Origin of the sequence: Streptomyces sp. XH2 (genome assembly GCF_049725035.1) — a bacterium.
GTDB classification, from domain to species: domain Bacteria; phylum Actinomycetota; class Actinomycetes; order Streptomycetales; family Streptomycetaceae; genus Streptomyces; species Streptomyces roseoverticillatus.
Window position 1 is genome coordinate 269479 of the sequence record NZ_JBMMMZ010000004.1, and the last position, 13841, is coordinate 283319.

A 13841-nucleotide genomic window follows, 5' to 3' on the forward strand; every position below is an offset into this window, starting at 1 on the left:
TCCCCAGGGTGCACGGCCGGCCCGGGTACCGGGGCAGCGCGGCAACTCGTCGGCACACGAAGGGATCCGTTCCGCTCATGTATGCAGCCTCGTCCTCCGTGTCCGCCCCGCCCCGGCTCCGTCCCCAGCACGCCGGCGGCGGGCCGTACCTCGACCCCTCCCACGCCGCGGGGGCTGCCTTCGGGGGCGGACGGGCCCGGCGGTCCCCGGGGCTGGGAGGCCAGCCGCTCAACGGGAGAATCGACCTGTCCGGCCCCCAGGGGGCACAGTTGCGTACGGTGATCGCCGCGGTGCAGCGCATCTGCCCGGAGTTCAACGCCGTCCAGGTCCTGCGCCAGAGCGGGCACTCGGTCCTGCTGGTCGGCTCCACCGGCCGCACCACAGCGGTGGCCAAGTGTTTACTGGACCCGTCGCCAGCCTGGACCGAGCGGTTCCGGCAGGAAATAGCGACATACCGTGCGTTCGTCCGCCACCGTCCGCCGGTGCGGGTGCCGCGGCTCATCGCCGCGGACCCCGACAACTGCACGCTGGTGATCGAGCGCATGCCCGGGCGGCCCGCGGCCGCACAGCGCCACCCCACGGACACCCCGCCGCGGGCGGACGTCCGGGCCGCGCTCGGTGCGATCTGCAGGGTCAACCTGTGGCGCCCCCCGGCCGGCATGTTCGACATGCCGCTGGACTACGGCAAGCGCATCGCGCGCTATCACGAGCTGGGCCTGCTGACCGACCGCGACATGGGCGACCTGCAGAAGCTGCTGTACGGGCTGGCCCATGTCCAGGGCCAGTTCTGCCACGGCGACGCCCAGCTCTCCAACATCCTCCTGGCCCCCACCGGCCCGGTGCTGGTCGACTGGGATCAGGCGGGCTGGTACCTCCCGGGGTACGACCTCGCCACGCTCTGGATGGCCCTCGGCGACGCCCCGGTGGCGCGCCGGCACATCAGCCAGGTGGCCCGGCAGGCCGGCACGGTGCAGCGTGACGCCTTTCTGGTGAATCTCATGCTCGTGCTGACCCGCGAGCTCCGCATGTGCGAGACGGCCGTGCAGCGCGCCATGCAGGACCCCGCCCCGGCGGCGCCCGGCGCGGCCGACTCGGGCGAGGAGCAGCGGCTGCTGCTGCGCCGCCTGCACGACGACTGCGCGCTGGCCCGGCGCGCCGTCCGGGCGGCGGTGGGCACCCGCTGACCGCCCGGCCGACGGCACTGTCACCGGCCCCTCCGCGACACGCCGCGCCCTGTGCGCGGCGTGTCGCCGTGTGCGGGGCCGGAAAGGGTGCAGCCTCGGCGTCGGAGGCGCAGTGTCCGTACGGGCAACATGCTTCGCAGCAGCATGATTGACGGATCGTCTGCCAGGGACTACCTCTGGTTACGTCCGGTCCCGCACGCCCGCTCGCGCCCCGACCATTTCCCGCGCGTGGCACGGCACGCCCCGAGGAGGCTGCATTGCGAGGATCCGTTCCCGAATCGTGGACCGCTCCCCTGAGAGCCCTCCGAAGAAGCAGGGGGGCGTTCCGGGCGGCCGGAGTCCTGGCTTCGGCCGCCCTGTTGCTGCCCCTGGCGCCCGGTGCGGCGTCGGCCACGGCCACGGACCGCCGGGCGCCCTCCGGCGCGCTGCAGCGCGCGTTCGCCGCGGCGTCCCAGGAGTACCGCGTTCCGCAGAGTGTGCTGCTCGGTGTCTCCTATCTGGAGTCGCGGTGGGACACCCACAGCGGCGCCCCGAGCGTCACCGGCGGCTACGGCCCCATGCACCTGACCGATGCGGCGCACGCCGTGGCCGCCGTTCCGCACCACAGCGACGGCCGCGAGGATCCGCGCGGCGACGGCTCCCGCCCGGCCGCCGGTCCCCGGGCAGTCCGGCCGTCCCTGCTGCCGGCCGGGGAGCTCCCGGCGCGGTTGCGCACCCTGGAGCAGGCCGCCCGGGTGTCCGGCCTGTCGCGGGAGGCCCTCCGCAGGGATCCCGCCGCGAACGTGCGGGGTGGCGCGGCTCTGCTCGCCGCCGCCCAGAAGCGGCTGGGGCTGCCCCTGAGCGAGGATCCGGCGGACTGGTTCGGCGCCGTGGCGGGCTATCCGGGCGCCTCCGACACGGCGACGGCCGCGGCCTTCGCCCGTGACGTCTTCGACGTGCTCCGTTCGGGTCAGCGGCGCACGACCGACGTCGGCCAGCGGGTCGCCCTGCCGGCCGCCCCGCGCCTGCCCGACCGTCCGGAGCTGGTGGGGCGGCTGGGCCTGTCGGATCCTCCGGACGAGGAGGAGACCGAGTGCCCCGCGGCGGTGGCCTGCGAGGCGATTCCCGCCCCGTACGAGAAGCTGCAGGGCGACAACTACGGCAACCACGACCTGGCGGACCGGCCGGACTCGCAGAAGACGGAGTTCATCGTCATCCACGACACAGAGGGGTCCTGGGAGACGACGATCAAGCTGATCAAGGACCCCGCGTACGTCTCGTGGAACTACACGGTGCGCTCCGCGGACGGCCACATCGCCCAGCACGTGCCGACGAAGGACGTGGCCTGGCACGCGGGCAACTGGTACGTGAACGCCAAGTCGGTCGGCATCGAGCACGAGGGCTTCCTCGCCCAGCCCGACGCCTGGTACACGGAGGAGATGTACCGCACCTCGGCCCGCCTGGTGCGGTATCTGGCGCAGCAGCTGAGGATCCCGTTGGACCGGCAGCACGTCCTGGGCCACGACAACGTCCCGGGCACGACCCCGGCGACGATCAAGGGCATGCACACCGATCCCGGTCCCTACTGGGACTGGGCGCACTACTTCGATCTGATGGGCAAGCCGTTCCGTCCGACGGGTGGCGCGTACGCGGGCATGGTCACCGTCCTGCCCGACTACGACGCCCACAAGCCCGCCTACACCGGCTGCACGGGGCCGGCCAAGCCCTGCGCCCCGCACGGTTCGGGCGCGGTGCGGCTGTACACGCAGCCGAGCGAGAAGGCGCCGCTGGTGAAGGACGCCGGGCTGCGGCCGGACGGCAGCGCGTCCACGATCGACGTCAACGACACGGGGGCGCGTGCCTCGACGGGCCAGCAGTTCGCGGTGGCGGGGCACAAGGGCTCGTGGACGGCGATCTGGTACCTGGGGCAGGTGGCGTGGTTCAAGAACCCGTTGTCGCAGCCGACCGCGGTCAACGCCTACGGCTCGGTGGTCACGCCGAAGGAGGGGCTGGCGGAGGTCCCGGTGTTCGGGCGCGCGTATCCGGAGAAGGAGGCGTATCCCGCGGGGGTGCCGGTGCAGGCGCTGGCCCCGCTGCCGTACAAGCTGCCCGCCGGGCAGGCGTACGTCATGGGGCAGCGGCTGCGGAGCGAGTACCTGTGGGCGAAGACCTTCGATCCCGCGGGCCACAAGGTGATCCGGGGCAAGGACGCGTACTACGAGATCCAGTTCGGCCACCGGGTGGCCTTCGTGAAGGCCGCTGACGTGACCGTGCGGCCCTCGAACCGGTAGCGCCCGGGAGGACGCGAGGAGCCCGGTGCGGCGTCGGCCGTACCGGGCTCCGGTGCGTCGTGTGCGGGGGCCTTCGTCAGGCCGTCTGGAACATCTCGGCGGGCAGCGGCTTGAGGAGCTGGTAGAGCTCGTCGGTGATGGGCCGGTCCCAGCTGGCGATGGTGACGAGGACGCCGTCGCTGCGGTCGAACTGGGTGCAGGAGATGCGGCCCTCGGAGCACTTGATGCGCCGGACGATCAGGAGGTTGTCCTCGTGCATGACCGGGATGTCCTCGGTCTCCAGCACCTGCACCGGCTCCTCGTTGCCGAGGGCGGCCAGGAGCTGAGTGACCTCGAAGGGCACCTGGCCCTCTTCGAGCTCGCGCGCCGGGGAGCCCTCGGGCAGATTGCCGATGATCATCGCCGGGCCGCGCCCGCCGAAGAGGTCGTAGCGGAGGAAGACACCCTGGCAGCTGCCGTCGGGCGCGGGCAGCAGCCCGGCCCCGAGATCGCCCGGCCAGTCCCCCGGGTCCATGGCCAGGACGTCGAAGTCCGGCCCGGTGGGCGTGGCGCTGCGGCGGCGGAGGAAGGACATGCCCACATCGTACGTGCCCGGGCCCCTGGCGTGGCGCCGGGGAGAGCTTCGGGCGGCGGCTCGTCCGGGGGCCCGCGGCCGGGTCAGGGTCCGCCCGGACGCAACTTGTGGGGGCGCTGTCCGGGCGGACCGACGGCCGAAGAACACCGCCGCGGGCGGCACGTTACCAGGCAAAAGCGGGACTTCTCCCTACGGAAACCACCTCCCTGGAGCAAATGAGTGAATTCCCGAAACTTCCGTTATGGGCCCGAGTTACTCAGGTCGCTTCCCTGTCTGTGAGAGGCAGCTAATCGATCGAAAGGCACAGACCGTGCTCAAGAAGGTACTCACGACGGCCGCCGTGACGGTTACCACTGTCGGCACCATCGCCGGCCCGGCGATGGCGATCGGCAACGACCAGGACGTCGCCAACGGCAACGCTTCGCACACCGGTTACGGCAACACGAAGACCGGCGGCAAGGAAAGCCCGCAGATGAGTCTCATCCAGGGCACCCTCAACAAGCCGTGCCTCGGTATCGGCAAGATCGGTGTCCAGTCGCTGCTCGCACTGCTCAACATCGGCGTCCAGGACGTGCCGATCCTCACTTCCCAGCAGCAGCAGCAGTGCACCGACAACTCGACGATCAGCGACGGCGACGACCCGCTGTCGCACATCCTCGACGAGATCCCGATCATCTCGGGCAACGGCTCGGGCAACAAGGGCGGCGGCCACCCCGGCTTCGGCGGTCCCGGCTTCAACCACGGCCACTGACCGACGCCGCGACCGGCCCCACGGCCGGCCGGATCTCCCCCTGTCTCGGGTGCACGGGCCCCGGGGCAGGGGGATTCCCTTGCCCGGAAACCGCAGGTCAGAGCCCTCGGCGCCGGTTTCCCGGCGGGTCGTATACGATGGGCCCGTGACTATGCTCGTCAAACGCCGCCACGTGGACCTCCTCCGCGTCACGAGCATGTCCTGTCGCCGTTACGGCTGATCTTCTTCCTGCCCGGCCCCTTTTCCCAGGCCGTGGCCGCTTTTCTTTCTTTATCTCCTTTTCCTGCCGTTCCCCGGTCCCGCTCCGCCCTGCCCGCGCACCCCGCGGCGGCGCCGCGGGCGTCCGGCGCACCGCCGTACGCGATTCCGGGCCCTCACGTGTGGACAACCCTCATGAGCAACAAGCTTCCCGTTCTCGACCTCTCCGCCGCCTCCGCCGGCCCCGAGGCCCGTGCCCGCTTCCGCGAGGAGCTGCACTCGGCCGCGCGCGACGTGGGCTTCTTCCACCTGACCGGCCACGGCGTCACCGAGGCCGAGACCGCCGAGCTGTGGCGCACCATGCGGGCGTTCTTCGCGCTCCCCGAGGCGGACCGGCTGGCGGTCAGCAACCTCAACTCGCCCCACTTCCGCGGCTACACCCGCATAGGCGACGAGCGGACCGGCGGCAGCCGGGACTGGCGCGACCAGCTCGACATAGGCGCCGAGCGGGAGGCGCGCGCGCCGGGTGCGGACGAGCCCGGCTACTGGTGGCTGGAGGGCCCGAACCAGTGGCCGGCGGCCCTCCCCGAGCTGCGGACCGCCGCCCTGCGCTGGATCGACCGGCTGAGCGCGGTCGCCGAGCGGCTGCTGCACGAGCTGCTGGCCTCGATCGGTGCCCCCGAGGACTTCTACGACGAGGCCTTCGCCGACCGCCCCCACCTGCACCTGAAGCTGGTCCGCTACCCCGGCAGCGCCCCCGACGGCGCGGGCCAGGGCGTGGGCGCGCACAAGGACTACGGCTTCCTGACCCTGCTCCTGCAGGACGAGGTGGGCGGTCTGCAGGTGGAGGCGGCGGACGGGTCCTTCATCGACGTGCCGCCGGTGCCGGGAGCGTTCGTGATCAACCTGGGCGAGCTGCTGGAGGTGGCCACGAACGGCTACCTGAAGGCCACCAACCACCGCGTGGTCAGCCCGGCCGGCACCCGTGAGCGGTTCTCGGTCCCGTTCTTCTACAACCCGCGCCTGGACGCGCGCATCGAGCCCGTGCCGTTCGCGTACGCGGACCGGGCGCCGGGCGTCACGCAGGACGCCGGCAACCCGCTGTTCGCGGAGTACGGCCGCAACGAGATCAAGGGCTGGCTGCGCGCGCACCCCCAGGTGGCCCGCCGCCACCACGCGGACCTGGTGACCGAGGGCACGCCCGTGGGCTGACAGTCCGTCAGGTGAGGTCGAACTCGCCCTCGCGGGCGCCGCGCACGAAAGCGCGCCACTCCGCGGGCGAGAAGACCACTGCGGGACCCGGATCACGTCCGTTGCGCATGGCGATAAAGCCTTCCACGAAGGCGATCTCGACGTCGCCGGTCCCCTGACTGCCCGGCAGCCAGGCGGCGTTGCCGAGGTCGAGCTCGGGCACGATGGCGCCCGCCGGTCGTTCAGTCGTGCTCTCTGCCACTGCTGAAACTCCTCCCGGTCGTCGTCCCGCGCCCACCCTAGCGAGCGCGGCGTGCGCCGCACAGGCCGCACGGCGGCGAACGCTCCGCCGTGCGCTCCTTCAGGTGGTGGGAGGCCTGTCGCCCACCACCCACATGGAGAAGAACTGTGCGCCCCCTCCGTAGGCGTGGCCGAGCGCCTTGCGGGCGCCGTCGACCTGGTGCTCCCCCGCCCTCCCCCGCACCTGGAGGGCCGCTTCGGCGAAGCGGATGAGGCCGGAGGCGCCGATGGGGTTGGTGGACAGGACGCCGCCCGAGGGGTTGACGGGCAGGTCGCCGCCGAGTTCGGTGGCGCCGGAGGCGGTGAGCTTCCAGCCCTCGCCCTCGGCGGCGAAGCCGAGGTTCTCCAGCCACATCGGTTCGTACCAGCTGAAGGGCACGTAGAGTTCGGCGACGTCGAGCTCGCGGCGCGGGTCGGTGATGCCGGCCTGCCGGTAGACCTCGGCGGCGCAGTCGCGGCCCGCGCGCGGCGAGACGAAGTCCTTGCCGGCGAAGAGGGTGGGTTCGCTGCGCATGGCGCCGCCGTGCACCCAGGCGGGCGGGTGCGGGGCGCGGGCGGCTCCGGCGCGGTCGGTGAGGACGACGGCGCAGGCGCCGTCGGAGGAGGGGCAGGTCTCGGAGTAGCGGACCGGGTCCCACAGCATGGGCGAGGAGCGCACCCGCTCCAGGGTGACGCCGTGCTCGTGCAGGTGGGCCCAGGGGTTCCGCAGGGCGTTGCGGCGGTCCTTGCAGGCGACGAGCACGCCCACGTCGCCGGGCGCGCCGCTGCGGCGGATGTAGGCCCGTACGTGCGGGGCGAAGAACCCTCCGGCGCCGGCCAGCAGGGGCTGCTGGAAGGGCACGGGCAGGGACAGGCCCCACATGGCGTTGGACTCGGACTGCTTCTCGAAGGCGACGGCGAGGACGGTGCGCTGGACGCGTGCCGCGACGAGGTCGGTGGCGACGAGGGCCGTGGAGCCGCCGACGGATCCGGCCGTGTGCACCCGCAGGACGGGTTTGCCGGCGGCGCCGAGGGCGTCGGCGAGGTACAGCTCGGGCATCATGACGCCCTCGAAGAAGTCGGGGGCCTTGCCGAGGACGACGGCGTCCAGGTCCGCCCAGGACAGCTGCGCGTCGTCCAGGGCCCGCCGGGCGGCTTCGCGGACGAGCCCGGCGAGGGAGACGTCGCGGCGGGCCGCGGCGTGCTTGGTCTGGCCGATGCCGACGACGGCGACGGGTTCCCTGCTGGTCCGTCCGCTCACCGGTTCTCCCCTTCCAGCACGGCGACGAGGTTGTGCTGCAGGCAGGGGCCGGAGGTGGCGTGGGCCAGGGCCCGGTCGGAGTCGCCCCGCTGGATGCGGGCGGCCGCTTCGCCGAGCCGGACGAGGCCGGTGGTCATGACGGGGTCGGCGGCGAGCGCTCCGCCGGAGGGGTTGACGGTGACGGTTCCGTCGAGGCGCAGTGCCCGCCGCAGGACGACCTCCTGTGCGGTGCAGGGGGCGTGGAGTTCGGCCGTGTCGACGGCGGCGCGGAAGGCTCCGGCGCGTTCGGCGGCCAGACGGGTGGAGGGCGAGTCGGTGAGGTCGCGCAGGCCCGGGGCCTGGGGTTCGATGCGGTGGTCGATGCCGCGGATCCAGGCGGGCCGCTCGCACATGCGGCGGGCGGCGTCGCCGGCGGCGAGGACGACGGCGGCCGCGCCGTCGGTGGGGGCCGGGAAGTCGGTGGTGCGCAGGGGCACCACGGCGTGGGCCTCCGCGGCGGGCGGCTCGTCGAGGTGGCCGGCGTCGATGAGGGCGCGGGCCTGGAGGGCGGCCAGGGCGCGCGGGTCGGGCCACAGGGGGGCGAGGTAATAGGGGTCGAGCTGGCGGGTGAGGACGTCCGTCAGGTCCCCGGCGGTGGGTTTGCCGTGGGCGTAGACGAGGGCCGTGTCGGCGCGGCCGGTGAGGATCTTCACCCAGGCCTCGTAGAGGGCCCAGGCCCCGTCCGCCTCCACGTGGGACTCCGCGATGGGCGGCCAGGCGCCCACGCTGTCGAGGGTGAGCGTGAAGGAGAAGGGGCGGCCGGCGAGGTAGTCGCTCGACCCGGAGCAGGTGAAGTCGGCCTCGCCGGGGGCCAGTCCTGCCCGGCTCAGCGCGTCGTGCAGGACGGGCAGCAGCAGTTCGGGCTCGGACGCACCGTCGAACGCGCCGTCGGACCCTCCGTGGTGCTCGCTGCGGGCGAAGGCGACGACGGCCACGTCGCGGGGCGTCACAGCAGCTCCTTGTAGGCGTCGTAGTCGGCGTCGGGCTCGCCGGTGGGACGGTAGTGGTCCGGGTGGCGGGCGTCGCCGGTCCATACGGGTGCGACGCGCATGCCCATGCGCACCTCGTCGTAGGGGATGCCGCCGATGCGCGCGTGGAGGGCGAGGTCGGCCCCGTCCAGGGCGATGTGGGCGTAGACGTACGGGACGTCGATGTCGGCGCCCCTGGCCTTGATGTTGACGATGCAGAAGGTGGTGACGGTGCCGTGCGGCCCGACCTCCGTCTGCTCGGTCGTGGGGACGCCGCAGGTGGGGCAGACGCCACGGGGCGGGACGTGGACCTTGCGGCAGGAGGGGCAGCGTTCGCCGGTGATCCTGTGCTCGGCGAGGGCGGCGAGGTGGCGGCTCAGGGCGCGGCCGGGGGTGTAGGTGTAGTCGAGGCGGGCGGGGGCGACGATGCCGGTGACGGGGTCGTCGAAGGCGCCGTCGTGCGGTACGGCCGGGCCCCCGCGCTCCTCCCCCTCGTACGGTTCGAAGCAGCCGATGTCGGTGATGGCGCCGGTGCGTTCGGGGGCCCAGCGGATGCGGACGCGCATGCCGGTCCGTACGGCGTGCGGGCCGGGGGCGTCGAGGGCGTGCAGCAGGGCGGTGTCGGCGCCGTCGAGGCGGACGAGGACCCAGGCGAAGGGGGTGCGCAGGGGCTGGTTGTCCCGGGGCGCGGGGTTCCAGGCCCAGGTGGTGACGGTCCCGGTGGGGGCGACCTCGGCGAGGTCGCGGAGCTCCTCGGCGGTGACGGGGTCGTACTCGACGGGCGGTACGAGGATCCGGCCGCCGGTGGTGCGCACGCCGAGGACGGTGCGCTCCCGGAGGCCGGTGAGGAACGCGCTCTGGACGGGGCCGAGGGAGCGGGTGAAGGGGAAGGAGACGGTCAGGGGTGCGGTGAGGATCTCCGGCACGGCGGGGCTCCCTTCAGGCGCGCCGGTAGACGGCGGGGCGCTTCTCGGCGAAGGCCCGGGTGCCCTCCTTCGCGTCGGCGCTGCCGAGGACGGGCAGGCCCCGTTCGAGTTCGAGGGCGAGGCCCGCGGCCTCGTCCAGGCCGGCGGTGTCGTGGACGCATGCCTTGACGGCCTCGACGGCCAGCGGCCCGTTGGCGTTGACGAGCCCGGCGGTCTCCAAGGCGCGTTCCAGGGCGGTGCCGTCGGGGACGACGTGGCCGATCAGGCCGATGCGCGCGGCTTCGGCGGCGGTGTAGGGGCGGCCGGTGAGCAGCATCTCCAGCGCGTGGGTGCGCGGGATCTGGCGGGCGAGGCGGACGGTGGAGCCGCCGACGGGGAAGAGGCCCCGGCGCACTTCGAAGAGGCCGAAGACGGCGCTCTCGCCGGCGATGCGGATGTCGGTGCCCTGGAGGATCTCGGTGCCGCCGGCGACGCAGGGGCCCTCGACGGCGGCGATGACCGGTTTGCGCGGCCGGTGGTGGCGGAGCATGGCCTTCCAGTGCAGGTCGGGGTCGGCCTTGAAGCGTGCGCGGCAGGCGTCGTCCGCCGCCGGGCCGGGCCCGTGCAGCGCCTTGAGGTCCATGCCGGAGCAGAAGGCCCCGCCGGCGCCGGTGAGCACGACGGAGCGGATCGCGTCGTCCTCGTCGGCCTCCAGCCAGCCGTCGTGGAGCCCGGCCAGCATCGGCAGCGACAGGGCGTTCTTCGCTTCCGGCCGGTTGAGGGTGAGCACCAGTGTGGCGCCGACGCGTTCGACCGTGAGGTGTTCGGTCCCGCTCATGGCTTGCCTCCCGTCCCGGCGACGGGAACAGGGTGCAGGAGGCGTGGCCGGGGTTCAAGAGTTTTCTGACTTTCCGTCAGATTTCTTGGCCTTCCCGGCCCCCGGCCCTTCCTCCCTGCGGCCCGCGGCGCTCTAATGGGCGCCGGCCGCCGTTCCCCCGGGCAGGAGGAGACGTGGACTACAACCTCGCGGACCTCTTCGAGTCGGTCGTGGACGCCGTGCCCGCCCGGGAGGCCCTGGTCCACGCGGACCTCCCGGGCGGCGGCGCCGAGCGCCGGCTGACGTACGCGCAGCTCGACGCGGCCGCCAACCGGCTCGCGCACCACCTGCACGACCAGGGGATCCGGCCCGGCGACCACGTCGGGCTGCACCTGTACAACGGCGTCGAGTACCTGCAGTCCTTCTGGGCCTGCCTGAAGATCCGGGCGGTGCCCGTCAACGTCAACTACCGCTACGTCGAGGACGAACTGGCCTACCTCTACCGGGACGCCGACCTCGTGGCGCTGGTCTTCGACGCCGCGTTCACCGCCCGCGTGGCCGCGGCGCTCCCCCGTACGGACGTGCTGCGCCACCTCGTGCGCGCCGGGACGCCTCCGGAGGGGGCTCCCGAGCCCGCCCTCGCGCCCGTGTCCTTCGCCGAGGCCGAGGCGTCGGGCTCGCCTCTGCGGGGCTTCGGCCCGCGCTCGGCGGACGACCAGGTCGTCATCTACACCGGCGGCACGACCGGCCTGCCCAAGGGCGTGATGTGGCGCCAGGAGGACCTGTTCTTCTCCGGGCTCGGCGGCGGCGCGCCCACGGGCGAGCCGGTCAAGCACCCGCGGGAGCTGGCCGAGCGCGTCGCCGAAGGCGGCGAGGGGCTGGTCTTCTTCCCCACCGCGCCGCTGATGCACGGCACGTCCACGCTCACCGCGCTCATCGCCTTCGACTACGGCCAGAAGGTCGTGCTGCACAGCAGGTTCGCCCCCGAGGAGGTGCTGCGCACGGTCGCGCGCGAGAAGGTCACCTGCGTCTCCCTGGTCGGCGACGCGATGCTGCGGCCCCTGGTGGACGCGCTGGCCGGGCCGCTGCGGGGCACCGACTGCTCGTCGCTGTTCAGCGTGAGCAGCTCGGGGGCGATCCTGTCGCGCACCGTACGGGAGCAGTTCGCGGCACTGCTGCCGCACGTGGCGCTGCTGAACAACTTCGGCTCCTCGGAGTCGGGCTTCAACGGCACCGCCGAGGACGGGACGGGGGCGCAGGAGGGCGGCGGTCTCCGGCTGCGGGTCAACGACCGCACGGCCGTCGTCGACCCGGTCACGCACGAGCGCGTGGCGCCCGGCGGGGAAGGGCGCGTCGCGCAGCGCGGCCACGTGCCGCTCGGCTACTACAACGACCCGGAGCGGACCGCGGCGACGTTCTTCCTGGCGGGCGGCGAGCGGTGGGTGTTGCTCGGCGACATGGCGCGGGCCGGGGCGGACGGCGAGATCACGCTGCTCGGGCGGGGCTCGCAGTGCATCAACACCGGCGGCGAGAAGGTGTATCCGGAGGAGGTCGAGCAGGCGCTCAAGGCACATCCGGACGTGTACGACGTGCTGGTCGCGGGGGTTCCGGACGAGCGGTGGGGCCAGCGGGTGGCCGCCGTCGTCCAGTTGCGCGAGGGGGCGGGTCCGCTGCCTCCCGGCGTGCTGCAGGCGCACTGCCGTGCGCGGCTGGCGGGCTACAAGGTGCCGCGCTGCGTGGTCTTCACAGAGCGGGTGCGGCGGTCGCCGAGCGGGAAGGCGGACTACCGGTGGGCGCGTGCGGTCGCGGAGGAGGGCGCGCGAACGGGGAGTTAGCGCCCTCTTGACGCCCGCCGCCGCCCCTGGATACTTGATCCTATGCAACGACCGAACGATCGGTTGGTTCCCGGGGCCGTTCCCGCCGCCCCGCAGGACCCGGCCGAGCGGATGTCCCGCGACGAACTGGCCGCGCTCCAGCTGGAGCGGCTGCGGACCACGCTCCGGCGCGCGTACGAGCACGTGCCCTTCTACCGGCAGGCCTTCGCGGAGGCCGGCATACGTCCCGAGGACTGCCGCGGCCTCGCCGACCTCGCCCGCCTCCCGTTCACCACCAAGGCGGATCTCCGGGAGCACTACCCCTTCGGCATGTTCGCCGTTCCCGGCAGCGAGATCCGGCGCATCCACGCCTCCAGCGGCACCACGGGCACCCCCACCGTCGTCGGCTACACCGACCGGGACCTGGACGTCTGGGCCGAGGTCGTCGCCCGCTCGATCCGCGCCGCCGGCGGGCGGCCCGGCGACAGGATCCACGTGGCCTACGGCTACGGCCTGTTCACCGGCGGCCTGGGCGCGCACTACGGCGCCGAGCGCCTCGGCTGCACGGTGATCCCCGCCTCCGGCGGCATGACCGCGCGCCAGGTCCGGCTGATCCAGGACCTGCGGCCCCGCATCATCATGGTGACGCCCACCTACATGCTCACCCTGCTCGACGAGTTCGAGCGCCAGGGCATCGATCCCCGAAGCACCTCCCTGACCACCGGCATCTTCGGGGCCGAGCCCTGGACGGAGGAGATGCGCCGCGAGATCGAGGAGCGCTTCGCGATCGACGCCGTCGACATATACGGCCTCTCGGAGGTCATCGGGCCCGGCGTCGCCCAGGAGTGCGCCGAGACGAAGGACGGCCTGCACGTCTGGGAGGACCACTTCTACCCGGAGATGGTCGACCCGGTCACGGGAGAGGTGCTGCCCGACGGCAGCCACGGCGAGCTGGTCCTCACCTCCCTCACCAAGGAGGCCATGCCGGTCGTCCGCTTCCGCACCCGCGACCTGACCCGGCTCCTGCCCGGCACCGCCCGCCCCGCCTTCCGGCGGATGGAACGGATCACCGGGCGCAGCGACGACCTGATCATCCTGCGGGGGGTCAATCTCTTCCCCGGCCAGATCGAGGAGATCGTGCTGCGGACGCCCGGCCTGGCCCCGCACTTCCAGCTCCGGCTCACCCGCGAGGGCCGCATGGACCACCTCACCGTACGGGTGGAGGCGCGGGCGGAGGCGACGCCGGAGCGGCGGGTGGCTGCCGCCGGGGAGGTGGCGCGGGGGGTGAAGGACGGGGTCGGTGTGACGGTGGCCGTCGAGGTGGTCGACGGCGGGACGCTGGAGCGGTCGGTGGGCAAGCTGAAGCGGATCGTCGACGAGCGGGGGAAGGGGTGACGGGGCCGGTGCGTTGCGGGGCCGGGCCGGGGGCTCCGGGGCAGGGTCCCTGGACCGTATATTTACGGCGCCCTTCCCCTCTGCGTGTCCTTGCCCCGCACTTGGCGCCACACATACACGTCAGCGTCCAGGGACCCTGCCCCTGCGCCCCCGGCCCTCCTGCACATTCCCGGCTGCGGGCCGACCCAAAAACCG

Annotated in this window: 13 protein-coding genes; 7 read left to right on the forward strand and 6 right to left on the reverse strand. The window is 73.2% G+C overall.

Features of this window, described 5'->3' with window-relative positions; all coding sequences use genetic code 11:
* Positions 1-77 precede the first annotated feature (77 nt).
* Positions 78-1184 carry an aminoglycoside phosphotransferase family protein gene (locus tag ACOTKD_RS10645; RefSeq protein ID WP_424888641.1) on the forward strand — a complete coding sequence of 369 codons (1107 nt, stop codon included), beginning with the start codon at positions 78-80 and terminating at the stop codon, positions 1182-1184.
* A 257-nt stretch (positions 1185-1441) separates the two neighbouring features.
* The gene (locus ACOTKD_RS10650) at positions 1442-3454 is read left to right on the forward strand and encodes an N-acetylmuramoyl-L-alanine amidase (RefSeq protein ID WP_424888642.1); all 2013 of its coding nucleotides are present in this window, start codon (positions 1442-1444) and stop codon (positions 3452-3454) included.
* Positions 3455-3530: 76 nt separating this feature from the next.
* Here ACOTKD_RS10650 and ACOTKD_RS10655 read toward each other — a convergent pair whose 3' ends face one another.
* Positions 3531-4028, reverse strand: coding sequence for a hypothetical protein (locus ACOTKD_RS10655; protein WP_030364275.1), 498 nt, complete (start codon positions 4026-4028; stop codon positions 3531-3533).
* A gap of 310 nt (positions 4029-4338) precedes the next feature.
* Between ACOTKD_RS10655 and ACOTKD_RS10660 the strand changes: the two genes are divergently transcribed.
* The 3 genes from ACOTKD_RS10660 (at position 4339) to ACOTKD_RS10670 (ending at position 6189) form a co-directional block, all read left to right on the forward strand.
* Entirely contained in the window at positions 4339-4779 is a 441-nt protein-coding gene (locus ACOTKD_RS10660; RefSeq protein ID WP_424888643.1) for a rodlin, read from the forward strand.
* Between the two features lie 145 nt (positions 4780-4924).
* The gene (locus tag ACOTKD_RS10665; protein WP_353620260.1) at positions 4925-4999 is read left to right on the forward strand and encodes a putative leader peptide; all 75 of its coding nucleotides are present in this window, start codon (positions 4925-4927) and stop codon (positions 4997-4999) included.
* Positions 5000-5172: 173 nt separating this feature from the next.
* Complete coding sequence (locus ACOTKD_RS10670; RefSeq protein WP_424888644.1) at positions 5173-6189, forward strand: isopenicillin N synthase family dioxygenase; 1017 nt, start codon at positions 5173-5175, stop codon at positions 6187-6189.
* Between the two features lie 7 nt (positions 6190-6196).
* Here ACOTKD_RS10670 and ACOTKD_RS10675 read toward each other — a convergent pair whose 3' ends face one another.
* The 5 genes from ACOTKD_RS10675 to ACOTKD_RS10695 all read right to left on the reverse strand — a co-directional run bounded on the left by ACOTKD_RS10675 (position 6197) and on the right by ACOTKD_RS10695 (position 10458).
* Complete coding sequence (locus ACOTKD_RS10675; RefSeq protein WP_424888645.1) at positions 6197-6430, reverse strand: DUF397 domain-containing protein; 234 nt, start codon at positions 6428-6430, stop codon at positions 6197-6199.
* Positions 6431-6529: 99 nt separating this feature from the next.
* Positions 6530-7708, reverse strand: a complete 1179-nt coding sequence (locus ACOTKD_RS10680) for a thiolase domain-containing protein (RefSeq protein WP_424888646.1) — start codon at positions 7706-7708, stop codon at positions 6530-6532.
* Complete coding sequence (locus ACOTKD_RS10685) at positions 7705-8697, reverse strand: lipid-transfer protein (RefSeq protein ID WP_424888647.1); 993 nt, start codon at positions 8695-8697, stop codon at positions 7705-7707. The genes ACOTKD_RS10680 and ACOTKD_RS10685 overlap by 4 nt, the downstream gene beginning before the upstream one ends.
* On the reverse strand, positions 8694-9641 hold the full coding sequence (locus tag ACOTKD_RS10690) for a Zn-ribbon domain-containing OB-fold protein (protein ID WP_424888648.1): 948 nt from the start codon (positions 9639-9641) through the stop codon (positions 8694-8696). Before ACOTKD_RS10690 ends, ACOTKD_RS10685 begins: the two co-directional genes overlap by 4 nt.
* A 13-nt stretch (positions 9642-9654) precedes the next feature.
* Complete coding sequence (locus ACOTKD_RS10695; protein ID WP_424888649.1) at positions 9655-10458, reverse strand: crotonase/enoyl-CoA hydratase family protein; 804 nt, start codon at positions 10456-10458, stop codon at positions 9655-9657.
* Positions 10459-10631: 173 nt separating this feature from the next.
* Between ACOTKD_RS10695 and ACOTKD_RS10700 the strand changes: the two genes are divergently transcribed.
* Positions 10632-12272, forward strand: a complete 1641-nt coding sequence (locus tag ACOTKD_RS10700) for an acyl-CoA synthetase (protein WP_424888650.1) — start codon at positions 10632-10634, stop codon at positions 12270-12272.
* 111 nt (positions 12273-12383) lie between these two features.
* Positions 12384-13646: a phenylacetate--CoA ligase PaaK gene (gene paaK / locus ACOTKD_RS10705; RefSeq protein ID WP_424888804.1), complete on the forward strand. Its 1263-nt coding sequence runs from the start codon at positions 12384-12386 to the stop codon at positions 13644-13646.
* Positions 13647-13841: the final 195 nt, after the last annotated feature.